Source organism: Micromonospora sp. NPDC005172, assembly GCF_040608555.1.
Lineage (GTDB): Bacteria > Actinomycetota > Actinomycetes > Mycobacteriales > Micromonosporaceae > Micromonospora.
On sequence record NZ_JBEXIL010000050.1, the window covers coordinates 1 to 23,415 of the forward strand.

The window sequence follows — 23,415 nt, forward strand, 5'->3', positions numbered from 1 at the left end:
TTTCCCCTCCCCTTTCGTTTCCTTTTGTTTGTTTTTTGCCGGGGTTGGTGGGGGGGGGTGGGGCGCCCTGCGCGCCGGCCCCGCCCACCGCGTTCACCATTGGGCCGGAGGCGGCGGCGGTGACACCGGCGGTCGGTCGTCGCAGGTGATGGTGTTGGGCAGGAGCCACGGCGCGAGCCAGCCGCCGTCGTTGCCGCCCAGGTCGGTGAGGGTGAACTCGGAGCCGGCCGGGGTGAAGTGGAACGATCCGCAGTTGTTGACACCGACCGCACCCACGTTGCGGGCGTCCACGTTGGCGAACGAGGCCGACCCGGCCGTGCGGGCGCTGACGACCGAGGTGCCGGTGCCGTCGACCCGGACGTCGCGGAAGCGCACGTCGGGGATCGAGTAGAGGTCCTTCACCGGCCAGTCGCTGACCAGCATGATCGCGTTGTAGGTGCTGTCCAGGTAGGCGTCGCCGGTCACCTCGACGGCCGCGTCGATGCTGCGGTCCAGCGCGAACATCCAGATCGCGCCGAGCCCGATGTTCCAGTTCAGGTCGTACGTGCCGGCGCGGGCCGTGGTGTTGCCGGTGAACCGCAGGTACCCGGTGAACGGCTCCGCGCCGAAGCGGGCGCCGGCGTGCAGACCGCTGCCCTCCCGGACGGGGTCGGCGACGAGGTTGTGCGAGACGGTCGTGTCGGTGCCGCCGTAGATGGCGATGCCGTTGGCGAGCGTCGGCGACTGCACGGTGTTGTGGTCGAACGTGTTGCGGGCGTTGGCGGTCTTCTCGGCCCACATCGCGAGGCCGTCGTCGCCGGTGTTGCGGACGAAGGTGTGCGCGACCACCGAGTCGGTCACCCCGGTGTGGAAGTTGAGCGCGTCGGCGATCTGGTCGACGACGATCGTGTTGGTGACCCGGACGTTGCGCATCGGGCCGTCGAACCACAGGCCCGCCTTCGTGTGCCGCAGGTGCAGTCCGTCGATCGTGGAGTCGCTCATCGCGCCACCGATCGCGTTGACCTGGTCGGTGTCGATGCGTTCGCGCACGTCGCCCTCGATGGCGAAGCCGGACAGGTGCACGTTGCGGCTGCCACCGTCGGCGGCGTCGCGACCGTAGAACCCGACGCCGGTGTGCACCGAGCCGTCCGGCGCGGGGGTCGACAGGGCGACCTCGCGCCCCTTGACGGTCGTGTACCAGGTGCCGGCGCCCTCGATGGTCACGTCGTCGACGATGATGTGCCGGTTGACCTGGTACGTGCCCGGCGGAACGTAGACCTTCAGGTGCGCCCGCCGGGCGAAGGCGATCGCCTTGTCCAGGGCGTCGGCGGAATCCCGCCGGCCGGTCGGGTCGGCGCCGAACGCCAGCACGTTCGCCGCGAGCAGCCGTACGCGCGGCGGTGCGACCAGTTCGGAGTCGAGCAGGTCGATGACCGTCCACGCGGCGGCGCTGCCGGCCGGCGCGGTGAGCCGGACCTTGTCGCCGGCCCGGTAGGTACGCCCGAGCAGCAGCCGCTGCTCGTCGTAGAAGTGGGTGGGCCGGAAGGGCTTGGTGATGCTCGGGTACGGGGTGGTGGCCGCCGGCACGCACTGGCACTCGGTGATCCACCAGTCCGGGTGCAGCAGGCCGGCCTGCGGGTCGTTGGTGAACGGGTACTGGTTGTAGAGCCACGAGTACTGCGAGGTGAGCGTCATGGTGCGCACGTGCCTGCCGTTGACGGCGACACCCAGCGGCGCGGTGATCCCGCCGCCGGAGGGCGCGTCCGGGATGCTGTACCGCACGGTGATCCCGTTCGCGGCGCTGGGCAGGACGAACTCGACGTACTCGCCGGGGGTCAGGCGGACGGCCCGGCGGCCGGACGCCTCGGCGGGCAGCGTGTAGGCGGACCGGTCCGGGCCGATGACCTCGCCGTTGGTGCGGGCGTTCTCGGCCTCCTGTTCGAGGAAGTCGACGTCGGCGCCACGCCCGGCGACCAGCGCCGGATCGAGCGCCGCACGGGTGACGACCGGCTGCGTGCCGGGTGCGGCGGCCGGGCCGGCGGCGGCCACTGTGGGTCCGGCGACCAGCACGGCGAGGCCGGTCGCGAGCGCGACGGTGGCGGCGACCGGGCGGCGGCCCGGGCGTCCGCGCGCCGGCAGGATGCTGCGAGACATCGGTGACCCTCCTGGGTGGGGGTGGTGGTGGAGGTCCGCCCGGCGTTCCACTGGACGCCCGACATTGATCTGCATGATGCAGCACCGAACATCGCACTGCAAGACGACAATCGAAGAATGAAAAGAGGCGACCGATAACTTGCAAGAAATAAACGATTGGTGAGTTGAGGCGCGGCGCGTCGCGTGCGTCCCGACCCCGTACGACCGGCGTAGGGTGAGCCGCGTGGAGCACGAAGACCGAATCGCCCTTTTCCTCGACTACGAGAACCTGGCGTTGGGGGCCCGCGACCACCGTGGCGGCGGGGCCTTCGACTTCCGGCCGATCGCCGACGCGCTGGCCGAGCGCGGGCGGGTCGTGGTGCGCCGGGCCTACGCCGACTGGTCGTACTTCGACGAGGACCGCCGGATGCTCACCCGGTCCCACGTGGAGCTCATCGAGATCCCGCAGCGGATGGGCGCGTCCCGTAAGAACGCCGCCGACATCAAGATGGCCGTCGACGCGATCGAGTTGGCCTTCGAACGCGACTACATCTCCACCTTCGTCATCTGCAGCGGCGACAGTGACTTCACTCCGCTCGTGCACAAGCTCCGCGAGCTCAACAAGCGGGTCATCGGTGTCGGGGTGGAGGGGTCCACGTCCGCGCTGCTGCCGCCGGCGTGCGACGAGTTCCTGTACTACGACCGGCTGGAGGGCGTGGACATCCCGCCCGTGCGCGCCCGACAGGCTCGCCCGGCCCGGCAACCCGGCCTCGACCAGCGACCGCCCGAGCCGGAGCAGCAGTTCGAACCGGAGGTGGAGAACCGGCCGGTGGGCGAGGAGCCCGGCCGGGACGTCGACGCGCTCGCCGTGCAGGTCGCCCAGACGGTTGCCGGGTTGCAGGGCAACGCGAGCGGCGAGGTGACCGCCTCCCGGCTCAAGCGCACCCTGCTGCGCAAGGACCCGACCTTCAGCGAGTCCGACTACGGCTTCCGTACCTTCGGCGAACTGCTGCGCCACCTCGCCGAGCACAACGTGGTCGACCTGGCCGAGGGGCCCGCCAAGGGCGACCCCGAGGTGTCGCTGCCCGAGCACGGCGACCGGGAGGTGGCCTTCGGCCTGCTCCGGGGAGTGGTCGGTGACCTCGGCAGCGCCGGCAACCCGGTGGCGCTCTCCGGCCTGAAGAACCAGCTGCGCCGGGTCCGGCCCGACTTCAGCGAGAAGAAGCTCGGCTACCGCAGCTTCCTGCAGTTCTGCAAGGCCGCCGCCACGAGCGGCGCGGTGGACCTGCGGTGGAGCCCGGAGGCGGACGACTACCTGCTCACCACTCCGGCCTGAGCGCATCGACCGCTGTCGAGCGGAAGTGTCGGGACTGCCCATAGGGTGGACGGCAGGGCTGCCCCGAGGGCGAGGTGAGGGTCGTCATGCCGGGACGTGGGGAATGGACACTCGTCGGCCGCGACGTCGAGCTGAAGACCATCGAGGATGTCGTGGCGGCGCGGGTGCCCGGCCTGGTGCTGGTGGGCGACGCCGGGGTGGGCAAGACGCGGTTGCTGCGCGAGGCGCTGGCGCGGGCCGGTGAGAGCGGCGTGGAGTGTCACTGGGTCTCGGCCACCGGCGCGGCCCGTTCGATCCCGTTCGGCGCGGTCTCCCACCTCATCCCCGCGCCGAGTCGACCGTACGCCGACCCGATGGGGTTGGTCGTCACCGTGGAGCGCGACTTCGCACGGCGCAGCGCGGGCCGCACGGTCATGATCGGCATCGACGACGCGCACCTGCTCGACGAACCGTCCGCCGGGCTGCTGCACCAGCTCGCCGTGCACGGTCTGGCGGTGGCGGTGGCGACGGTCCGCGCGGGCGAACCGCTGTCCGACGCCCTCACCTCACTGTGGACGGGTGACGGTCGGCGACTGGAGGTGCGTCCCCTGCCCGCAACCGCCGTGGACCACCTGCTCGACGAGGCCGCGCCGGGTCCGCTCGACGCGCTCAGCCGCCGCCGGCTGCGGCAACTCGCCGACGGCAACCCCCTGCTGCTGCGGGAACTGCTGGCCGACGCGATGGAGACCGGCGGACTGCAGGAGTCACGGGGCGTCTGGCGCTGGCGCGGCACCGCCTCCGGCAGTCCACGGCTGGCCGAGCTGGTCAGCGCCCGGCTGCGCGCCCTCGAACCGGCCGCCCGCCAGGTGTTGGAGGTGGTCGCCTGCGGCGAACCTCTCTCCCTGGCGCTGCTCGAACAATTCGTCGACCCCGCCGCCATCGAGGCCGCCGAGCGTAGCGGCATGGTGGTCGCGGAGCGCTCCGGCGCCCGTACGGCCCTGCGCATGGCCCACCCGCTCTACGGCGAGGCGCTGCGCGCCAGCATGCCCGCCAGCCGGTCCCGGACCGTGTTCGGGCAGCTCGCCGACGTGCTGGCGAGCATGCCCCTGCGTCGACGCGACGACGCGCTGGTCGCCGGGATGTGGCAGTTGCGCTCCGGAAGCGTCCGGCATCCCGGCATCGCGCTGGCCGCCGCCCGGCAGGCGATCGACCGGTTCGACATCGACCTGGCCGAGCGTCTGGCCCGCACGGCGTACGACGCCGGGCAGGGTTGGGAGGCGCAGTGGCTGCTGGCCCGGGTGTTGCAGTACCAGGCGCGCAGCCAGGAGGCGTTCGACATGCTCCCCCCGGCTCCGCCGCCGGGCAGCAAGCGCCTCGCCATCTGGGCGATCACCCGGGCCGGGCTGCTCTACTGGGGTCTGGACCGGATCGACGAGGCGCACGAGACGCTGCGGATGGTGCCGGAGGGCTCGCCCGGCCACGACCTCACCGAGGCCACCCGGTCCTGGGTGCTGTTCTACGACGGCCGGTGCGAGGCCGCGCTGGCGGTCGGCCAGGCCGTACTGGGCCGCCCCGACACCGGCGTACGCGCGGCGAGCTGGGCGACCATGGGCGCGGCCTCGGCAGCCGGCATGCTCGGTCGGCTCGGCCTCGCGGCGGAGCTGGCGCGGCGGGGCCGGGCGGTGCTCGCCGCCGCGCCCGAGCACCTGCCCTGGAACGAGGCCCAGGTGGGGCTGGGGCTCTGCTACGCCCGGTACGCCGCCGGCGAGTTGGCCGAGGCCGTCGAGCTGGCCGACGAGGGCTACCGTGCGGCGGTGGCCAGCGACGCACGGGGGATGGTCGCCGTCTGGGCCGGGTTCCGCGGCATCATCGCCAAGGCCCAGGGGCAGCTCGACGCCGCCGAGGCCGACCTGCGCGAGGCCATCGCCCTGGTGGAGGAGAACGACCAGTACCACCTGGTGCGGACGTACTGGGCCGAGCTGGCCGGTGTCCGGGCCCTGGCGGGTGACCTGCCCGGTGCCCGCCGCTGGTTGGCGGCGGCGGACGCGCGGGAGCGCACCGCCAACCGGATCTTCCACGCGTGGGTGGAGCTGAACCGCGCCTGGGTGCAGGTCGCCGAGGGGGACCGCACCGCGGCGATCCGTACCGCCCGGCACGCGGCCGACCTGGCCCGGGGCAGCGAGCAGCCCACCATCGAGGCGGTGGCGCTCTACGAGTGCGTGCGCCTTGGCGCCCCGGAGCCGGTACGGGATCGCCTGAACGCCCTCGGCGACCAGCTCGGCGGGTTGGCGTCGACCCTCGCGGGCGCGGCCGACGGTCTGCTGCACGACGACGGGCCGGCCCTGGAGGCGGCGGCGGACGACCTCGTCGCCCGCGGGCACACTCTGCTCGCCGCCGAGGCGGTCGGCGTGGCCGCACGGGCGTACGCCCGCCGGGGTCGACCTCGGCTGGCGGTGGCGCAGCGGGCCGCGAGGCTGGCCGAGGCCTGCCGGGGCGTGCGGACGCCCCTGCTCGCGGCGACCGCTCCGGGCGTCGAGCAGGCGACGCTGACCCGCCGCGAGCGGGACGTCGCGCTGCTCGCGGTCGCCCTGTCCAGCCGCAGCATCGCCGACCGGCTCGGGTTGTCGGTCAACACCGTCAACAACAACCTGGCCCGGGTCTTCACGAAACTGGGCGTCCGTAACCGCCGGGAGCTGGCCGTCGTGCTCGGCCAGGAGACATCCGGGCGTACGGAGGCAGGTCACCGCGAGCGATCCCCGCTCGACAGTAGGTAAGGGCGACTGATCTACCGGGTTACCGCGCGCCTCCCTACCGTGCGGTAACACACCTACCGGTGCACTCAGTCCCTGGAGGACGGCATGAGCCAACTGGATGCAAGCGGACCACCAGGACCGCGACCCACCAGGTCGTTCCACAATGTTCTCTTCGCCGCCGGGATGGCGATGGCGGTGGCCACCCTCACCGCGGTCGTCGCCCCGACCGCCGGGGGCGCCTCGCCCACCTCGGCGAGCGCCGCCCCGGCAGCGGTGTCGTACGACGCGCCGCCCTGCACCCGCGAGTTGGAGGGTACGACCTGGCTGCTCGACCCGTGCGTCAAGCCGGGCGGGAAGCTCCCGGCCGAGGTCGAGGCGCGGCTCGCGCAGATCCGTACCCAGAATCGGGCGGCAGCCGACGACTGCCCGACCCCGACCGATTCGGCCTCGGCCTCGACGTCGGCGTCGCCGACCCGGCAGACCCAGTCGCCGGTGACGGCTGAGCCGGTGGCGCAGCGCGCCCCCGGCGCGACCGCACCTACCACGACTGCCTCGCCCAGCGGTTCACCCACCTCGTCGCCCAGCGACTCGCCCTGCCCCTCGGGCAGCGCGTCGCCCTCGGGGAGCACGTCGCCGTCGGGCAGCTCTTCTCCGTCGGGCAGTGCGTCGCCGTCGGAGAGCTCTTCTCCGTCGGGCAGTGCGTCGCCGTCGGAGAGCTCTTCTCCGTCGGGCAGCGCGTCGCCGTCGGAAAGCTCCTCTCCGTCCGGTAGCGCGTCGCCGTCGGAAAGCTCCTCCCCGTCGGGTAGCGCGTCGCCGTCGGGCAGCTCCTCTCCGTCCGGCAGCGCGTCGCCGTCCGGCAGCGCGTCGCCGTCGAGCAGCGCCTCACCCAGCGGCTCGTCGTCACCCAGCAACCCGACGGACCCGACCGACGGGCCGCCCTGGCCCACCGGCGGGCCGGGGTCGCCGCCACCCCCGCCGCCGACCGGCTGCCCGCAGGTCAACGGCAACCCCACCCTGGTGGACGCCAACAAGGACCGCATCCGCTGCCGTGAGGTGCAGACCGTCGAGGACGACACGGTCCTGACCCTCACCGGGGACTCGATCAGCTCGTCGCACCACCAGTTCGGCTTCGGCGTGGGGCCCGGCTGTCCGATGACCTCGTTCGACGATCGGGGCATGCCCGGCAACAACGGCGTCTACAGCTACGGCCGGCGCTACTTCGACATGGACGGCAGCATCGTCGACTACGACAACTACGCGCGCACCGGGTACGGCACCGGTGACATCATCGCCGGTCGCGCCGGTCCGGACGCCTGCGGCAACGGCTGGGGGCGCGTCGCCAGCCCGCTCGGCCTCGCCACCGCGCGCATCGCCAAGGCCAAGGCGGACGGGCACAACGCGTACCACGCCACCACCGGCGGGGTGAACAACACCAACTGGACCACAGTCCTGACCCGGCTCGCCATGTGTCGCGCACTCGAGTTCTCGGCCGAGACGCTCAACCCGTACGGCGTCTTCCGGTTCGAGTGGGCGGCCGTCGGCGGCAAGCAGGGCATCGTCACCAACGGCGGCGGGTGCAACTTCTGGCTCGACCTGCCCGTCGGTGAGGACTACTACATCAACATCGGGGTGCCGCGTTACAACGGCCCCGCGCAGTACGCCGGCATCACCGCCGACGCGACCACGATCGTCAACGCCCTGCTGGGCGCCGGTGCGGACAAGGTGGTGTGGATGCTGTATTACGACATCACCCCGGCGAACATCGACATCGGCCAGTACGGCTGGGTCAAGCTCAAGTCGATGCTGCCCACCGGACTCCAGCCGTACCTGCCCTCGGCGCCGGTGTCGACCCTGCAACCGCTGATCGACCCACTCTGGGTGGGAAGCGTGCGAACCGTGATCAGCGACCTCAACTGGGCCATCCAGATGGGTGTCCCGTTCGACCCGGCCGTGCGGGTGGCGTTCCCGCCGCCGATCACTCCGAGTGACATTCAGGTCACCGCAGAGGGTGGATCGCCGCATCCCAGCCCTTCTGGGCAGGACAAGTTGGCGAGCACCCTGGCTGGCGTACTCAGCGGTATATGACGGGGGCTGATCCATCGCTCAGGACGGGGAGGAATCACCGATGCGGTTCCTCCCCGCCGCCCGCACAGGTGGAAGTGCGCCCGCATTGTGGCTAACAGCCCGTTATATGCTCACCTGCGCCGTACCCCCGGCGCGAAAATTGCTATACGGTCGGCGAATGAAGGTGGAGGAACACTGGTGGAACGGTGACACGACCCCGCGCGGGCGCAGGGACGTGTACATCCGTACTGACGGGCAAGGTTGGGAGGTCCGCGCCCAGATCGGTGGGGCGTCGGGCCGTGAGCGGGTGCAGCAGTGCCCCAGCCGGGCCTCGGCGACCATCCTCGCCGACGCCTGGCGCGGTACGCACCCATCCTGGCGCGAGCTGAAGCAGCGCTGATCCGGCACCGGGTCGGGCCGGCACGCCCCCCGCGCTCCCCGGCCCGCCCGGTGCTCGACCCCCTCCGACCTCCGCGTCTGCCAGGTCACCCCTTCTGCAACATGATCGCGGCGACCTCTGCCGCGAGGGCCGATGCCCACTCAAGCTGAGGGCAGTTGTCACGGCCCCTGCATTCCAGGCACCCACCTGCCCGCCATGGTGAGTCGAGCGCATCCGTCCAGTGCGCGTCGAGCACGCGTTTGGCGATGAACAGCTCGGTGGCCCTGGACACGGGTTCGTCGATCGGCATGCTCGGCACCTTTCGCGATATCACGATGAGTCCGCCCAGGGGCCGGCGACCAAATCGCGCCGATCCCCGGGCGGGCTTCGGGGCCAGGCTCCACGCTTGCCGAACGAAGAAACCGACCACTTCCTTCGACCTTAGAGACCTTTAGTACCTAAGGCAATGTTGGTCTTGAAGGGGTGTGATCGGCATGGTCCGATGGAAGGTGCCGAACGAAGGAACCTTCACATGCCCATACCAACCAGCGGATACCGCGAGGTGGCCGAGGATCTCGCCGCACGGATCGCAAGTGGGGAGTACGCGCCGGGTGAGCGGCTGCCCACGTACAACGAACTCTCCGCCCTCTACGACGTCAGCGTGACCACGGTCCAGAGGGCGGTCATCGTCCTGCAGACCCGTGGTCTGGTGGTGGGCCTTCAGGGGCGTGGCCTGTGGGTAGCGGAAAGGCCGCCCACCTGATCGACGCGCCCTCCGTAGTCCTTGATCACTTGATGCTCACCAGTTCGGAAAGTCCGCGTGGAACTGGTGAGCATCAAGTGATCAAGCCGAGCGCGCTCGATCAACTCGACTTCGCCGATCCGGGGGCATCCTGAGGCCGGGACACCGCGACATCGGCGATGTGGAGTGGATCAACCCCGGACGCGGCCAGGTCCGGTGGGCGCATTCCCTGCGGCAGGCCGGGTAGTCAGGGGCGGTCCGCGCGCGATGGAGGTCGCCCATGTCGCAGGGTCCCGACGAGGACAACCCTCGGCTCGACGAGGAGGTCCGGGAGGCCGAACGCCGGCTCGCCGGCCTCGTCGCCCCGTCGGACGACGCGCTGACCGACGACGACGCCCGCGTGCCGGACGACGCCCTCTCCGAACAGGACGAATCGCTCTCCGAGCAGAAGGTTGCCCACTCCGAGCAGGACGAGGCCTATTCCGAGCAGGAGACGGAGTAAGCCTCAGGCGGTCGGGACCGGCAGCACCACGCCCTCGACCGCCGAGCGGTGCGCCAACTCGATCAGCTCGACCGTGGCGGCCGAGTCGCGCGGGTCCACCGGCATCGGCGTGCCGTCGCGCAGCGCCGCGGCCACCTGGGCGTAGAAGCTCTGGTACGCGCCGGGCACCGTCGGCGTCGGGTGCAGGTCGCCGTCGACGCCGAGCAGGCCGTACCGCTCCGGCGGGACCTCGCCCCAGCCGGGCTGGTCCGGTCGGCCGCCGTCGTGCAGTGCGGCCTCCTGCACGTCCAGCCCGTAGCTCGTGTAGCCGGCCCGGTCGCCCAGCACCCGCAGTCGCGGGCCGAGCTGAGCGGTGATCGCTCCCATCCACAGGTGCGAGCGCACCCCGTTGGCGTGGGTCAACGCCACGAACGCGTCGTCGTCGACCTGGGCGCCCGCGCGGCGGCGGTCGACCTCGGCGTAGACCCGCTCGACGGCTCCGAAGAGCTGCACGGCCTGGTCGACGAGGTGTGCGCCCAGGTCGAACAGGGCACCACCGGCCTCCTCGGTCCCGGCGAGTTCCCGCCAGCCCGGCTTGATCGCGGGACGGAACCGCTCGAACCGGGACTCGAAGCGCAGCACCTGTCCCAGCTCGCCCCGCTCCACGAGCCCGCGGACGGTCAGGAAGTCGCCGTCCCACCGGCGGTTCTGGAACACCGTCAGCGGCACACCCCGCCGCTCGGCCTCCTCGACCAGCGCCCGGGAGTCGGCGGCCGTGGGTGCCAGGGGCTTGTCGACGACGACCGGCAGGCCGGCCGCGAGGGCCGCCCGCGCCATCGGCACGTGCTGCCGGTTCGGCGTCGCGACGACGACCAGGTCCAGAGCGTCGGGTGTACGCCACAGCTCGTCGGCGTCGTCGACCAGGCGGGCGTCCGGGAAGTGCTGGCGGGCCTGCTCGCGCCGCTGCGGATCGCGCGTCACGATGGCGTCCAGCCGCAGCCCGGGTGTCGCGGCGATCAGCGGAGCGTGGAAGACCCGAGCCGCCAGCCCGTATCCCAGCAGACCGACCCGCAGCGCCTCCGCCATGCCGTACCCCTTCCTCCTGGCCCGCGCCCTGGACCGGCGGCGGTGCCGGTGGTCGAATCTACGCCGCGCCCGACCCGGGACCGGTCCGGGCCCGGCGCTGGTCAGCCCACCGGGTCGGCGCGCAGATAGGTGAGCACGGCGAGCACCCGGCGGTTGGTGTCGTCGCTGGGCGGCAGGTCGAGCTTCAGCAGGATGTTGCCGACGTGCTTGCCGACCGCGGCCTCGGTGACGTGCAGCCGGGCGGCGATGGACGCGTTGGAGCGGCCCTCGGCCAGCAACGCCAGCACCTCCCGTTCCCGGGCGGAGAGCGCGGCGAGCGGGTCGCGGGGTCGGTGCAGCAGTTGCCGCACCACGTCCGGGTCGATGGCCGTGCCGCCGTCGGTGACCCGGCGTAGCGTGTCGACGAACTCGGCCACCTCGGCCACCCGGTCCTTGAGCAGGTAGCCGACCCGCTGGCCGTCGCCACTGTCCAGTAGCGCCGCCGCGTACCCGGTCTGCACGAACTGGCTCAGAACCACCACGGGCAGGTCGGGCCGCTCGGCGCGCAGCGCGACGGCGGCGCGTAGCCCGTCGTCCCGTCCACCGGGTGGCATCCGGATGTCGGTCAGCACCAGATCGGGCCGGTGCGCGCGAGCCGCCTCCAGCAGCTCGGGCGCCGAGCCGACGGCCGCGCACACCGTGAAGTCGAAGCGGGTCAGCAGCGCAACCAGACCCTCGCGCAGCAGCACCTCGTCCTCGGCGAGCACCACCCGGGTCACCGGCGACATGGCAGCTCCACCCGGACCAGGGTAGGCCCGCCGGGAGGGCTGGCCAGCAGCAACCGGCCGTCGGCGGCGGCGACCCGGTCGGCGAGGCCGGTCAGGCCGGTTCCCCGGGCGGGGTCGGCGCCGCCGCGCCCGTCGTCGGACACCTCGACGACGAGGTCACCGCCGGCCCGCGTGAGGCGTACCTCGGCGTGTGTCGCACCGGCGTGCCGGGCCACGTTGCCCAAGGCCTCGGACACCACGAAGTACGCGGTGATCTCCACGATCTCCGGCAGGTCACCGTCGAGGTCGGCGTGCACCGTGACCGCGACGGGGGACGCGTCGGCCACCTCGCGTACGGCGTCGGCGAGACCGAGGTCGGTGAGGCTCTGCGGCCGGATGCCGTGCACCAACTGCCGCAACATCACCATCAGCCCGCGCGCCTGGTCGTGCGCCACGGCGAGGGGCCGGGCGGCGGGGGAGTCCTCGGGTACGTCCAGCCGGGCCAGGCCCAGTTGGAGGGTGAGGCTGGTCAGCCGGGGCTGCGCGCCGTCGTGCAGGTCGCGTTCGATGCGACGCCGTTCCGCCTCGTACGCGCCGACCAGCCGGGTCCGGGAGCGGGCGACCTCGCGGAGCGCTGCCGCGTCGGCCGGGCTGGCCAGCGCCCACCGGGCCACGGCCGCCTGGACGGCGGCGAGCAGCCCGGCCAGGTAGACGAGCACCGGGAGAAGCAGCACACCCACGATCGCGTACGGGACGGCTTCGCCGGTGCTCTCGATCGGGCGCCAGATCACCACCGGATCGGCGTCACCGGCCAGCCAGGGGCTGGTGACCATCCCCAGGTCCAGCAGCACCAGCACCAGGAACACCCAGTACGCGACCGGCACGAAACCGCCCAGCCAGAACAGGTACGCCACCTCCCGCCAGCCGGCCGCGCTGCGGTATCGGGCGACCAGACCCGGCCACGGCGACGCGGGCAGCGGACGGTTGTCGACGAGCCGGACCCGCCACCGCTCGACGGCGCCCACCGCGAAGCTCAGGATCGGGGCAAACGCCACCAGGATGATGCTGCCGGTGATCAGGAACAGCATCAGCGCGATGCTCGGCGGTCGGCCCTGCCGCCGGAGCGTGCTGAGGACGGGCAGCAGGGGCGCGCCGACGACGAGTAGCCCGACGGTGAGCACTCCGGCGATCGGCACGGTGGTGACCAGGTAGGCCAGCGCGCGCCAGGGCCAGGCGGAGGTCAGCCAGTCGCGGCGGCGCAGTGTCGCGGCCAGGTGGCGAGGGTGTTCCGAGGTCATGCCGCAGACGCTAATCGGCGGCCACCTGCCGCCCCAGCCGTCCAGATCCCCTCTTCGGGGTAGGTCCAGCACTACCGGCGGGGGTGTGCGGAGCCCGGAAACGGGAACGACGCGCGGGGCGTGACCTGCGGCGGCTGGAGTGACATGGGTGCCAGAACCTTCGTGGTGGTCGGCGGTACCAGCGGGCTGGGCCTCGCGGTGGCTCGGCTGCTGCTCGACGAGCACCGCGTCGTGGTGTTCGGCGACGTCCCGGCCGAGGTCGCGGCGACGACCGACGAACTGGGCTGCGACGGTGCGGTCTGCGACGTCTCCTCCTACGAGCAGGTCCGGGACGCGTTCGCCGAGGTGGTGGGGCGCTACGGCACCGTCGACGGGGTCGCAGCCTGCGCGTCGATGTGGGCGGGCGGTGACCTCGGCGACCTGACCGTGGAGCACATCCGGCGGGCCGTCGAGATCAACGTCCTGGGGACGACGTACCTGCTGCGGGAGGCGCTGGAGCATCTGCGGCGGCAGGGCTACGGGAACGTGGTGTACATCGGCGCGCTGGCGCTCGCGGCTCCCCGGCCCGGCATCCCGGTCTACCGGGCGACCAAGAGCTACGGCAGCAGCCTCGTCGAGTCACTCGCCGAGTCTCAGCACAGCAACCGGGTCAAGGTGATGCAGTTGCACCCGGGGCCGATGCCGACCCGCCTGCAGGAACGCGTCGGCGCGGAGTTCCTCGACGAGGTGTACGCGCTGCCCGAGCAGGTCGCCACCGAGGTCGTCCGGCTGCTGCTGCTGCAACCCGACGACCTCTACGTCTCCGGTGAGCGCGTGCTGCGCGCGGACGGGCGGTGGTAACGGCGCGGACCGGTGCGGGGGACCGTCCGGCCTCCGCGTGGGCGCCCCTGCGCGGGGCCGTCTACCGCAACCTCTGGCTGGCCCTGCTCGCCGCCAACATCGGCACCTGGATGCAGACCGTCGGCGCGCAGTGGCTGCTGATTCACCACTCCAACGCCTCCACCCTCGTCGCGCTGGTGCAGACCGCCAGCCTGTTGCCGATCCTGCTGCTGGCGCTGCCCGCCGGGGTGCTGGCCGACAGCTTCGACCGCCGACACCTGTTGATCGCCGTGCAGCTGTTCCTGGTGGCGGTGGCGCTGGCGTTGACCCTGCTCACCCTGACCGACCGGATGCCGCCGGCCCTGCTGCTCACCCTCACCTTCGCGTTCGGGGTCGGGCAGGCGCTCACCCTGCCGGCCTGGTCGGCGGTGATTCCGGAGCTGGTGCCCCAGGAGCAGCTGCGGTCGGCGTCCGCGCTCGGTTCGATAAGCGTGAACGTGGCGCGGGCGGTGGGACCGGCGTTGGCGGGTGTCCTGATCGCCCGGACCGGCGTCGCCCCGGTCTTCGGGATCAACGCGGTGGCGTTCGCCATCTTCGCGGCCGCGCTGTGGCGCTGGCGTCCGAGCACCGCCCGCGCCGTCGAGGTGCCCGAGCGGTTCGCCGCCGCGCTGCGGGCCGGCAGCCGCTACGTACGTCACTCGCCGATCGTGCGCCGGCTGCTGCGCCGCGCGTTGGTCTTCGTGATCCCGGCCAGCGCGCTGTGGGCGCTGCTGCCGCTGGTGGCGGCCCGGCGGCTCGGGCTGGGCTCCGGCGGGTACGGGCTGCTGCTGGCCGCCCTCGGGGTGGGCGCCATCGCGGGCGGTGTGCTGTTGGCCGTGATCCGTACCCGCCTGTCGGCGAACCAGCTCCTGCTGATCGCCGGTGCGCTGTTCACCGGCGCGCTGGCGGTCCTCGGCACCGTCCGGGTGGTACCGCTGGTGCTGCTCGCCCTGCTGCCGGCCGGGATGGCCTGGGTGACGGTGCTGGCCAACGTCAACGCCGAGATGCAGCTCTTCCTGCCGAGCTGGGTACGGGCCCGGGGGTTGGCCGTCTACCAGGTGTGTTTCGCCGGCGGGCAGGCTGTCGGCGCCCTGGCGTGGGGTCTGGTGGCCGACATGGGCGGGCTGGTCCTCGCCTACCTCGCGGCGGCGGCGTTGATGTTCGTCGGGACCGTGACGAGCCGGATCTGGCCGCTGCCGGACCTGCGCTCGGTGAACCGTGAACCGGCGGCCTACTGGCCGCAACTGCACCTGGCGCACGAGCCGGACCCGGGCGTGGGACCGGTGCTGGTGACTGTCGAGTACACCGTCCGGCCGGAGCGCACAGAGCCGTTCCTCGCGGCCATGGACGTGGTGCGCGGCGCCCGACAGCGCACCGGCGCGATGCGCTGGGGGCTGTTCCGGCCGGCCGAGACGACGGACCGGTTCGTCGAGGTGTACCTGGTGCCGTCGTGGGACGAGCACCTGCGCCAGCACGGGGGCCGGTTGACCGGCGAGGACCGCGAGGCCGAGGCGCGGGCCCGGGAGTTGGCCGACGGCGTCCCGCAGGCATGTCATCTCGTGCCGGCCGCCGCCGGGCCGCGGTTGTCCGACGTCCGCGAAGGGCTCTGACCTGGGTACGCCCAACTCGTGGGCGAATTCTGTCCGCCGTATGTGCAGGTTGTGACTCTCGGGGTAGGTGAGGCCTGAAGAGAGGGGAGGGAATCATGGATCTGCTGGCCACGACGACCATTCGTCAACCGGCTGCCGACGTGTACGCCTTCTGGCGTCGCCTGGAGAACCTGCCGACTTTCATGGCTCACCTAAAAGAGGTGCGGGTCACCGGGGAGAAGACGAGTCACTGGACGGCGAGCGCGCCGTTCGACCGCAGCGTCGAGTGGGACGCCGAGATCACCGACGAGGTGCCCGGCGAGCGCATCGGCTGGCGGTCCACCGGCGACGCCGACGTGCCGAACACGGGCAAGGTGTGGTTCGTGCCCGCCCCCGACGGCGTCAGCACGGAGGTGCACGTGCTGCTGGTGTACGACATCCCCGGCGGCAAGCTCGGCCAGGCCGTGGCCCGGTACTTCGGTGAGGAGCCGCACCAGCAACTCGACGACGACCTGCGCCGACTCAAGCAGGTGCTGGAGACCGGCGAGGTGGTGCGCTCCGACGGCGCGCCGTGGGGTAAGCGCGCCCGGCGGGAGTTCCCGCAGCGACCGGCGCAGCCGCTGTCGAGCGACGAGTTGTCCAAGGGGGAGGCGGCATGAGGGCGAACACGTGGGCCGGTCGCAACAAGGTCGAGGTACGCGACGTGCCGGACCCGAGCATCCTCAACCGGCGGGACGCGATCGTGAAGGTCACCTCGACGGCGATCTGCGGATCGGACCTGCACCTGGTCGACGGGTACGTGCCGACCATGCAGGACGGTGACGTGCTCGGCCACGAGTTCATGGGCGAGGTGGTGGAGGTCGGCGACGGCGTCGACGCGGACCGGCTGCGCGTCGGCGACTGCGTCGTGGTGCCGTTCCCGATCGCCTGCGGCGCGTGCGCGGCGTGTGCGGCCGAGCTGTGGTCGTGCTGCGAGAACAGCAACCCCAACGCCGGGATCGCCGAGAAGATGTTCGGTCACCCGGTGGCCGGCATCTTCGGCTACTCCCACCTGACCGGCGGGTTCGCCGGTGGGCAGTCCGAGTACGTGCGGGTGCCGTTCGCCGACGTCGGGCCGCTGAAGATCGAGTCGGACCTGACCGACGAGCAGGTGCTGTTCCTGTCCGACATCCTGCCGACCGGCTACATGGGCGCCGAGATGTGCGACATCCAGCCCAGCGACGTCGTCGCCGTGTGGGGCGCGGGCCCGGTCGGGCAGTTCGCGATGGACAGCGCCCGCCTGCTCGGCGCGGCCACGGTCATCGCGATCGACAAGGAGCCGTACCGGCTGCGGATGGCGGAGGAGGCCGGGCACACCACGATCAACTTCGACGAGGTGGACGTGCGTTCCCGGCTGTTGGAGCTGACCGGTGGACGCGGGCCGGACAAGTGCATCGACGCCGTCGGCATGGAGGCCAGCCACGGCAGCGCGCACCTGCACGCGTACGACCGGGTGAAGCAGGCCGTGCGGTCGGAGACCGAGCGCCCGCACGCGCTGCGCCAGGCGATCCTGTCCTGCCGCAGCGGCGGCATCGTGTCGGTCATCGGCGTGTACGGCGGATTCCTCGACAAGTTCCCCTCCGGCGCGTGGATGAACCGGTCGCTGACCCTGCGCACCGGTCAGTGCCACGTCCAGCGGTACATGACGCCGCTGCTGCGCCACATCGAGAACGGCGAGCTGGACCCCACCCGGGTGATCACCCACACGCTGCCGCTGGACGACGCGGCACGGGGCTTCGACCTGTTCAAGAACAAGCAGGACGACTGCGAGAAGGTCGTGCTCAAGCCCTGACCGGGTCGGTGCCGGCGAGCCGCCACACGTGGGCCCCGCCGGCACCGGTCGGCTGGCGTACCGCGTACGCCCGCGTTGTTAGGATGGCCGCACCATGGCGACTGAGCGTAAGCCGACCGCGGACCCGGCCCGCAGCCTGGCCATCCTCTGGCGCACCCGGGAACCGACCAGCCGCAGCGCCGGGCAGGGACTCAGCGTCGACCGGATCATCCGGGCCGCGATCGACATCGCCGACGCCGAGGGTCTCGACGCGTTGACCATGCGTCGGGTGGGCGAGGCGCTGGGTGTGGGCACGATGTCGGTCTACACGTACGTGCCGGGCAAGGCCGAACTCGTCGACGTCATGATCGACACCGCGTACGGCGAGATGCCGCGCGCCGCCGTCGAGGGCGACTGGCGGGCCCGTCTGGAGCGGATCGCCCGCGACAACCTGGCGCTCTACCAGCGACACCGGTGGATGGTGCGGGCCGAGACGACCCGCCCGGTGCTCGGCCCGAACCTGATGGCCAAGTACGACCACGAACTCGGCGCGGTCGCCGACATCGGGCTCACCGACGTCGAGATGGACGCGGTCCTCACCCTCGTGCTCGGGCACGTGAAGAGTTCCGCGCGTGCCGCGTCCGAGGTGGTCGACCTGGAACGGGAGACCGGCATGACCGACGGCCAGTGGTGGCAGTCGCAGGCGCCCTGGTTGGAGACGTTCCTGAATCCCGACAGCTACCCGACCGCGTCCCGGGTCGGCACGGCTGCCGGCCAGCAGCACGGTGCCGCCTACGGCCCGGAGTACGCCTTCGAGTTCGGCCTGCAACGCGTCCTCGACGGCATCTCGGTGGTGGTCACCGAGCGGGCGGCCGACCGGTAGCCCCGACGTCGGGTGCTACCCGTCCGTCTCCGGCGCGTCCACGGCGGCGCCGAGCCGGGCGAGGGAGCGGGCGGACGGGCTGCCCGGCTCGGCGTGGTAGACGACCAGCGACTGGGTCGTGCCGCTGATCGTCAGCTTCTCGTAGCGCAGCTCCAGATCGCCCACCTGCGGATGGTGGAGCATCCGCAGCCCGCCTCCGGCGCGGACCGTGACGTCGTGGCGCGCCCACAGCCGCCGGAACAGCTCGCTGCCGGCCGTCAACTCGTCGACCAGCTCGGTGAGCCGTGGATCGTTCACCTCCGCGCCCACCTGCGCGCGCAGGCCCGCTACGGCGCTGGCGGCGACCGACTCCGGGGCCGGGTAGAGCGCCGGCGCGCGCTGGCCCAGGAAGACCTCGCGCAGCAGGTTCACCCCGACCCGGTAGATCGGGGTCAGCGCCGTCGCCATCGGGTTGGCGAAGAGCACATCCAGGTGGCGGCCGTGCACGAAGGCGGGCGTTTCCGCCCACGAACCCACCAACTGCCGGATGCCCACCGGTACCCGCTCGGGACGTCGTGCCGGGCGGTCGGCCGGAGCGTGTCCGCCGAGGCGGCGCAGGTGCGCGGTGGCCTCCGCGTCCAGGAGCAGCGCCCGCGCCAGCGCCTCGAGCACCTGGGCCGACGGGTTGCGGTCCCGGCCCTGCTCCAACCGCAGGTAGTAGTCGGCGCTGATGCCGGCGAGCAGGGCCAGCTCCTCGCGTCGCAGACCGGGCACCCGTCGGCGGCCGTGCGCCGGCAGACCGACGGCACCCGGCCCGACCAGCTCGCGCCGGGCACGCAGGTACTCGCCCAGCGGGCCGGCCGTGCTCACCAGCCCATCGTAGGAGCGTCCGCCGCCACCCAGCCTGGTCCTGCCACTACCAGGAAAACCGGTAACCCGGATATCGCCGACCGGCCGGGTGACAGTGGGTCGGGTAAGCGTGATCGAGAAATGGGACAGAGATGACCGAGCGAATCACGACGCCATTCGGTTTCGCCTCGACAGCCGACGAGGTGCTCGCCGGAGTCGACCTGACCGGCAAGCGGGCCGTCATCACCGGGGGCGCCGCCGGCATCGGCATCGAGACCGCCCGCTCGCTGGCCGCCGCCGGCGCCGAGGTGGTGCTCGCGGTGCGTCGCGTCCCAGCCGGCGAGGAGGCCGCGAGGGACATCGCGGCCAGCGTCGGCGCGGACCGGGTCACGGTCCGCGAGCTGGATGTGGCCAACCAGGATTCGGTACGCCGGTTCGTCGCCGGCTGGGACGGACCGCTGCACATCCTGGTCAACAATGCCGGGATCATGGCGCTGCCCGAGTTGGAGCGCACGGCCGAGGGCTGGGAGATGCAGTTCGCCACCAACTTCGTGGGGCACTACGCGCTGACCGTCGGCCTGCACGACGCTCTCGCCGCCGCCGGTGGCGCCCGGGTCGTCTCGGTCAGCTCCAGCGGCAACCTCTTCTCCCCGGTGATCTTCGACGACCTGCACTTCGCGTTCCGGCCGTACGACCCTCTGCTGGCGTACGGGCAGTCCAAGAGCGCCGAGGCACTGCTCGCCGTCGAGGCCGAACGCCGCTGGGCCGGCGAGGGCATCCACGCCAACGCCCTGAACCCGGGCGCGATCGCCACCGGGCTGCAGAAGCACACCGGCGGGCTGCGTACGCCGAAGGAGCGGCAGAAGAGCCCGCAGCAGGGTGCCGCCACCTCGGTGCTGCTCGCCGCGTCCCCCCTGCTCGACGGCGTCGGCGGTCGCTACTTCGAGGACTGCACGGAGGCCCCGGTCCGGACCGAGCGGCCCGCCGACTACACCGGTGTGGCGGCGTACGCCGTCGACCCGGGCAACGCCGAGCGGCTCTGGGACGTGGCGGCGGACCTCATCGCCCGCTGACCTCGGAACCCGCCCGAGCAGGGCCCTGCGGATGGTACGACTGGGTCGGCGGGTGACGTCCGGGAAGGGGGGCGATGGCGAGCGCGCTTCCCGGACGGCTGCTCCAGAGGCGGGAGAACCCCCGTCGGACCTCGTTCCTGGAACTCTTCTTCGACCTGGCCTTCATCTTCGCGCTGACCCGGCTGTCCCGGGCGCTGCTCGACGACGCCAGCGTCAACGGGGGCTTCCAGGTCGTGGTGATGCTGGCGGCGATCTGGTGGGTGTGGTTCGTGACCGCCTGGTCGGCGGACTGGTTCGATCCACGGGCGCCGCTGATCGTCGTACTCCTGCTGTGGGTGATGTTCGGTGGCCTGCTGATGGCCGCGGCCGTGCCCACCGCTTTCGACTCGCACGCCGCCCTGTTCGCCGGCGCGTACGTGGCCATCCACCTGGGTCGCGGCGCCCTGCTGATCCCGGCGCTGCGGGGGCACCCGCTGCAACTGCGGAGCCTGCGGGTCGCGATCTGGTTCGCGATCTCCGGCGCGATGTGGTTGGTCGGCGCGGCCGTCGCCCCGGCCCGGGAGGTGCTCTGGGCCCTCGCCCTGGTGCTGGAGTACTCCCTGGCCCGGCTGCGGTGGCCGTTCCCGTGGCTGGGGCGTAGCTCCTGGCCGGACCTCCAGGTGAACGGTGAGCACCTCTCCGAGCGCTACCAGCAGATCTTCATCATCGCGCTTGGCGAACTGATCCTGTTCTCGGGCATCGCCTACAGCAACGCCGGCATGAACTTCGAGAGCACGCTGGCGTTCGCCCTGGCGTTCGTCACCGCGGTGGCCCTCGCCCGGCTCTACCTGGTGCCGGCCGGCTCACGGCTGGGCGCCGCCATCATGGCCGCCGGCCCGCCCGGCAGCAAACTGGCGTTGCTCGCCGGTTACCTGCACCTGGTCATGATCGCGGGCGTCCTGGCCACCTCCGTCGCCATGGAGATGACGATCGAGGACCCTCGCACGGACAAGACGGTGCAACTGGCCCTCGGCATCGTCGGTCCGGCGCTGTTCCTGACCGCCCGGATCCTGCTCGCGTGGATGGTCGACGGCAGCCGGCCGTGGGCGCGCCTGGTCGGCGTGCCCGCCATCGTCGTGTGCGGGTTCGCGACCCAGCGACTTCCGCACGTCGCCAACAGCGCCGTCGTCGCCGGCGTCCTGCTGGTGATCGTCCTGGTCGACGGGATGCCAGGCGTCCGGCGGTTCAGCGCCCGGTCCATGCGCGGCGACGGGCCGACGTGATCGAGTTGCGGGTGCACGGGGTGTCGGGGGCGGAGCCCTCGGTCGTCCTGGGCGCAGCGCGGACGCGTCAGGTCGCGGGCGACGACCGTGGCGGCTTCTACCGCCCGGACGGATTGGACGACGACGGCTCGGACGGGTTGACGCTCGAGGCGTACCGCTGGGGTGACCTGCCCTCGGGCACGGTGGCCCGGACGCTCTCCATGGTCCTGCTGCTGCCGTTCATGTTGAGCAACGCCGCGGTGTGGATGCGACCCACCGGCAGTCGCGCCGCCGGGGTCACCGTCCTCTGCCGGCTCCTCGCGCTCAACCTCACAGTGGTCTACGTGGTGTCCATCGCGGGGATCGCCCTCGACCTGATCGCCTGGCGCTGTCTCGGCGCCACACCCTGCCGGGCGCCCTTCGACACGCTGGCCGGGCTGAACGACCGGCCCGTCGGGCAGCGGTTGGCAGTCCTGGCGCTGCTGCCGATAGCCGCCGTGGGTCTCCTGCGGCTGCTCGGCAGCCGACGCCCCCGACCCGTCGGCAATCCGGTCTGGGCCGTGGAGCCGCTGGTGGAACGGCTGCGGGCGATCCACGTCGCCGCCGCGCTGGGCATACTCGATCTCGTGCTGCTCACGGCCCGCCGCGCCGGGGGCACGACGGCCACGACGACGCTGCTGCTGGCGCTCAGCGTGATGGTCCTGGTGGCCTGCGTCGGTCTCGTCGCGGTCCCCGGTCTGCTCGACGGGGCCGGGACCGCGCGGACGGCCACCGTGTGCGCCCGCGCGACCGCCGTGGTGGCGGCCGGGCTGAGCGTGGTGACCCTCGTCCTCGTGGCGACCGACGGGCGGGGCTGGCCGTCGTCGCCCGGCCTCCGCGGCTACGACGAGATCGCCGGTGGCATGCTGCTCGGTCAGATGGCGTTGTTGGTGCTGCTCAGCGGGCTGGTGCTGTGGCAGCACGCGCGCGTCGGTGGGCTCTCGGGGCTGCCGGGCAGTGCGGGCGCGGCGGTCATCGCGGCCATCGCGGTCGGTCTGGCCGGCGCGCTCGCATCCGGTCTGATCTACCAGAGCGGGGTGCTGCTGGGCGGGTACCGGGGTGACGGTGGGCCGCCGCTGCCGTACCGCTGGACGGTGCTGGCCTTCTTCCTGCACGTGGTCGCGGCGGTGCTGCTGGGTGGCGCGCTGACCGTCCTGTCGCGGCGGCGGCGGCGCCGGGCGGCGGCGGCGATCACCACCCGCGACTTCCCCGCGCCACCGCCCGAGGCGACCGGGCGGGTGCGCCAGGTCACCAAGGCCGTGGCCCGGGCGCGGTTCACCGAGTGGTTGGGCCTGCTGGCCGCCATCTACGCGGTGCTCGCCCTGATCGGGCTGGCCACGGCTCTGCTCGGGCAGTTCGGGCGCGAACCGGACGAGGTGGCGCGGCGGGTGTTCGGCCTGCCGGCCGGCGCCGTCGAGATGGGCCTGGTGGGGGGCACCTACCTCGGCGCCGCGGTGGCCCTCACCCTGCTGGTGGGGGGCCTGTTCGCGTACCGCACGGCGTGGTTCCGGCGGCACGTCGGGATCCTGTGGGACCTGGGCACCTTCTGGCCCCGCGCCGCCCACCCGTTCGCGCCCCCCAGCTACGCCGACCGGGCGGTGCCGGAGTTGGCCGACCGGATCGGCCACCTGACCGAACGGCACGCCGGCGTGCTGCTGTGCGGGCACAGCCACGGCTCGGCGTTGCTGGCTCTCGCGGTGCTGCGGTTGCCACCGCACACGCGTCGTCGGGTCGCGCTGCTCACCTATGGCTCTCCGCTGGAGCGCCTGTACGCCCGGCTCTTCCCCGCGTACCTCGACTCGACGGTGCTGCGCCAGGTGGGGGAGCGCGTCGGCTGGCGGTGGATCAACCTGTGGCGGGACACCGACCCGGTCGGCGGCTGGGTCTTCGCCGCGCACCGGCCCGGAGATCCCGCACCGGAGGCCGCCGACCCCGCCGGTCGTGTGGACCGACGGCTGCGGGACCCGGAGCATCTGCGGCCGGCACCGGGTGAACGCCGGGCACCACCGCTGCGCGGGCACCACCCGGGCGAGTCCGATCGCGAGTTCCGGGCGGCCGTACGGGAGCTCGTCGGCCGACTCGGTGGCGCCGGTGCGGTGGAACCACAGTGAACGGGGT

At 72.4% G+C, this 23,415-nt stretch carries 21 protein-coding genes; 14 read left to right on the forward strand and 7 right to left on the reverse strand.

Going from position 1 to position 23,415, the window contains the following annotated elements; all coding sequences use genetic code 11:
* Nucleotides 1-93 precede the first annotated feature (93 nt).
* On the reverse strand, nucleotides 94-2,133 hold the full coding sequence (locus tag ABZV06_RS26210) for a glycosyl hydrolase family 28-related protein (protein WP_355624809.1): 2,040 nt from the start codon (nucleotides 2,131-2,133) through the stop codon (nucleotides 94-96).
* A 223-nt stretch (nucleotides 2,134-2,356) separates the two neighbouring features.
* Between ABZV06_RS26210 and ABZV06_RS26215 the strand changes: the two genes are divergently transcribed.
* Complete coding sequence (locus ABZV06_RS26215) at nucleotides 2,357-3,448, forward strand: PIN domain-containing protein (RefSeq protein WP_355238261.1); 1,092 nt, start codon at nucleotides 2,357-2,359, stop codon at nucleotides 3,446-3,448.
* 86 nt (nucleotides 3,449-3,534) lie between these two features.
* Nucleotides 3,535-6,201 (forward strand): LuxR C-terminal-related transcriptional regulator, encoded by a 2,667-nt coding sequence (locus ABZV06_RS26220; RefSeq protein ID WP_355624811.1) that lies wholly within the window; start codon nucleotides 3,535-3,537, stop codon nucleotides 6,199-6,201.
* A 65-nt stretch (nucleotides 6,202-6,266) separates the two neighbouring features.
* Here the strand turns inward: ABZV06_RS26220 and ABZV06_RS26225 are convergent, their stop codons facing one another.
* Nucleotides 6,267-7,193 (reverse strand): hypothetical protein, encoded by a 927-nt coding sequence (locus tag ABZV06_RS26225; RefSeq protein ID WP_355624813.1) that lies wholly within the window; start codon nucleotides 7,191-7,193, stop codon nucleotides 6,267-6,269.
* 4 nt (nucleotides 7,194-7,197) lie between these two features.
* On the opposite strand from ABZV06_RS26225, the gene ABZV06_RS26230 reads away from it, so the two are divergent.
* Both ABZV06_RS26230 and ABZV06_RS26235 read left to right on the forward strand, forming a co-directional pair.
* Nucleotides 7,198-8,265 (forward strand): hypothetical protein, encoded by a 1,068-nt coding sequence (locus tag ABZV06_RS26230; RefSeq protein WP_355624815.1) that lies wholly within the window; start codon nucleotides 7,198-7,200, stop codon nucleotides 8,263-8,265.
* A 157-nt stretch (nucleotides 8,266-8,422) separates the two neighbouring features.
* Nucleotides 8,423-8,644, forward strand: coding sequence for a hypothetical protein (locus ABZV06_RS26235; protein WP_355050387.1), 222 nt, complete (start codon nucleotides 8,423-8,425; stop codon nucleotides 8,642-8,644).
* 85 nt (nucleotides 8,645-8,729) lie between these two features.
* Here ABZV06_RS26235 and ABZV06_RS26240 read toward each other — a convergent pair whose 3' ends face one another.
* Nucleotides 8,730-8,933 carry a hypothetical protein gene (locus ABZV06_RS26240; protein ID WP_355238248.1) on the reverse strand — a complete coding sequence of 68 codons (204 nt, stop codon included), beginning with the start codon at nucleotides 8,931-8,933 and terminating at the stop codon, nucleotides 8,730-8,732.
* Between the two features lie 222 nt (nucleotides 8,934-9,155).
* On the opposite strand from ABZV06_RS26240, the gene ABZV06_RS26245 reads away from it, so the two are divergent.
* Complete coding sequence (locus ABZV06_RS26245) at nucleotides 9,156-9,386, forward strand: winged helix-turn-helix domain-containing protein (RefSeq protein WP_355238245.1); 231 nt, start codon at nucleotides 9,156-9,158, stop codon at nucleotides 9,384-9,386.
* A gap of 259 nt (nucleotides 9,387-9,645) precedes the next feature.
* Nucleotides 9,646-9,867, forward strand: coding sequence for a hypothetical protein (locus tag ABZV06_RS26250; protein WP_355624817.1), 222 nt, complete (start codon nucleotides 9,646-9,648; stop codon nucleotides 9,865-9,867).
* 3 nt (nucleotides 9,868-9,870) lie between these two features.
* Here ABZV06_RS26250 and ABZV06_RS26255 read toward each other — a convergent pair whose 3' ends face one another.
* The 3 genes from ABZV06_RS26255 to ABZV06_RS26265 form a co-directional block, all read right to left on the reverse strand.
* Nucleotides 9,871-10,932, reverse strand: coding sequence for a Gfo/Idh/MocA family oxidoreductase (locus tag ABZV06_RS26255; protein WP_355624819.1), 1,062 nt, complete (start codon nucleotides 10,930-10,932; stop codon nucleotides 9,871-9,873).
* A gap of 101 nt (nucleotides 10,933-11,033) precedes the next feature.
* Nucleotides 11,034-11,699 (reverse strand): response regulator transcription factor, encoded by a 666-nt coding sequence (locus ABZV06_RS26260; protein WP_355238236.1) that lies wholly within the window; start codon nucleotides 11,697-11,699, stop codon nucleotides 11,034-11,036.
* Nucleotides 11,687-12,976 (reverse strand): sensor histidine kinase, encoded by a 1,290-nt coding sequence (locus ABZV06_RS26265; protein ID WP_355624821.1) that lies wholly within the window; start codon nucleotides 12,974-12,976, stop codon nucleotides 11,687-11,689. The genes ABZV06_RS26260 and ABZV06_RS26265 overlap by 13 nt, the downstream gene beginning before the upstream one ends.
* A gap of 144 nt (nucleotides 12,977-13,120) precedes the next feature.
* On the opposite strand from ABZV06_RS26265, the gene ABZV06_RS26270 reads away from it, so the two are divergent.
* From ABZV06_RS26270 to ABZV06_RS26290, 5 genes are all read left to right on the forward strand, one after another.
* Nucleotides 13,121-13,816 carry an SDR family oxidoreductase gene (locus ABZV06_RS26270; protein WP_355624823.1) on the forward strand — a complete coding sequence of 232 codons (696 nt, stop codon included), beginning with the start codon at nucleotides 13,121-13,123 and terminating at the stop codon, nucleotides 13,814-13,816.
* Nucleotides 13,810-15,444 (forward strand): MFS transporter, encoded by a 1,635-nt coding sequence (locus ABZV06_RS26275; protein ID WP_355624825.1) that lies wholly within the window; start codon nucleotides 13,810-13,812, stop codon nucleotides 15,442-15,444. The genes ABZV06_RS26270 and ABZV06_RS26275 overlap by 7 nt, the downstream gene beginning before the upstream one ends.
* Nucleotides 15,445-15,539: 95 nt before the next feature.
* Nucleotides 15,540-16,082 carry an SRPBCC family protein gene (locus ABZV06_RS26280; RefSeq protein ID WP_355238225.1) on the forward strand — a complete coding sequence of 181 codons (543 nt, stop codon included), beginning with the start codon at nucleotides 15,540-15,542 and terminating at the stop codon, nucleotides 16,080-16,082.
* Nucleotides 16,079-17,254, forward strand: a complete 1,176-nt coding sequence (locus ABZV06_RS26285) for a zinc-dependent alcohol dehydrogenase (RefSeq protein WP_355624827.1) — start codon at nucleotides 16,079-16,081, stop codon at nucleotides 17,252-17,254. The genes ABZV06_RS26280 and ABZV06_RS26285 overlap by 4 nt, the downstream gene beginning before the upstream one ends.
* A gap of 94 nt (nucleotides 17,255-17,348) precedes the next feature.
* Nucleotides 17,349-18,116, forward strand: coding sequence for a TetR/AcrR family transcriptional regulator (locus tag ABZV06_RS26290; protein WP_355624829.1), 768 nt, complete (start codon nucleotides 17,349-17,351; stop codon nucleotides 18,114-18,116).
* A gap of 15 nt (nucleotides 18,117-18,131) precedes the next feature.
* Here the strand turns inward: ABZV06_RS26290 and ABZV06_RS26295 are convergent, their stop codons facing one another.
* Nucleotides 18,132-18,965, reverse strand: coding sequence for a helix-turn-helix transcriptional regulator (locus ABZV06_RS26295; protein ID WP_355624831.1), 834 nt, complete (start codon nucleotides 18,963-18,965; stop codon nucleotides 18,132-18,134).
* 131 nt (nucleotides 18,966-19,096) lie between these two features.
* On the opposite strand from ABZV06_RS26295, the gene ABZV06_RS26300 reads away from it, so the two are divergent.
* The 3 genes from ABZV06_RS26300 (at nucleotide 19,097) to ABZV06_RS26310 (ending at nucleotide 23,408) form a co-directional block, all read left to right on the forward strand.
* On the forward strand, nucleotides 19,097-20,017 hold the full coding sequence (locus ABZV06_RS26300; RefSeq protein WP_355624833.1) for an SDR family NAD(P)-dependent oxidoreductase: 921 nt from the start codon (nucleotides 19,097-19,099) through the stop codon (nucleotides 20,015-20,017).
* A 74-nt stretch (nucleotides 20,018-20,091) separates the two neighbouring features.
* On the forward strand, nucleotides 20,092-21,279 hold the full coding sequence (locus ABZV06_RS26305; protein ID WP_355624835.1) for a low temperature requirement protein A: 1,188 nt from the start codon (nucleotides 20,092-20,094) through the stop codon (nucleotides 21,277-21,279).
* Nucleotides 21,276-23,408, forward strand: coding sequence for a hypothetical protein (locus tag ABZV06_RS26310; protein WP_355624837.1), 2,133 nt, complete (start codon nucleotides 21,276-21,278; stop codon nucleotides 23,406-23,408). The genes ABZV06_RS26305 and ABZV06_RS26310 overlap by 4 nt, the downstream gene beginning before the upstream one ends.
* Nucleotides 23,409-23,415 lie beyond the last annotated feature (7 nt).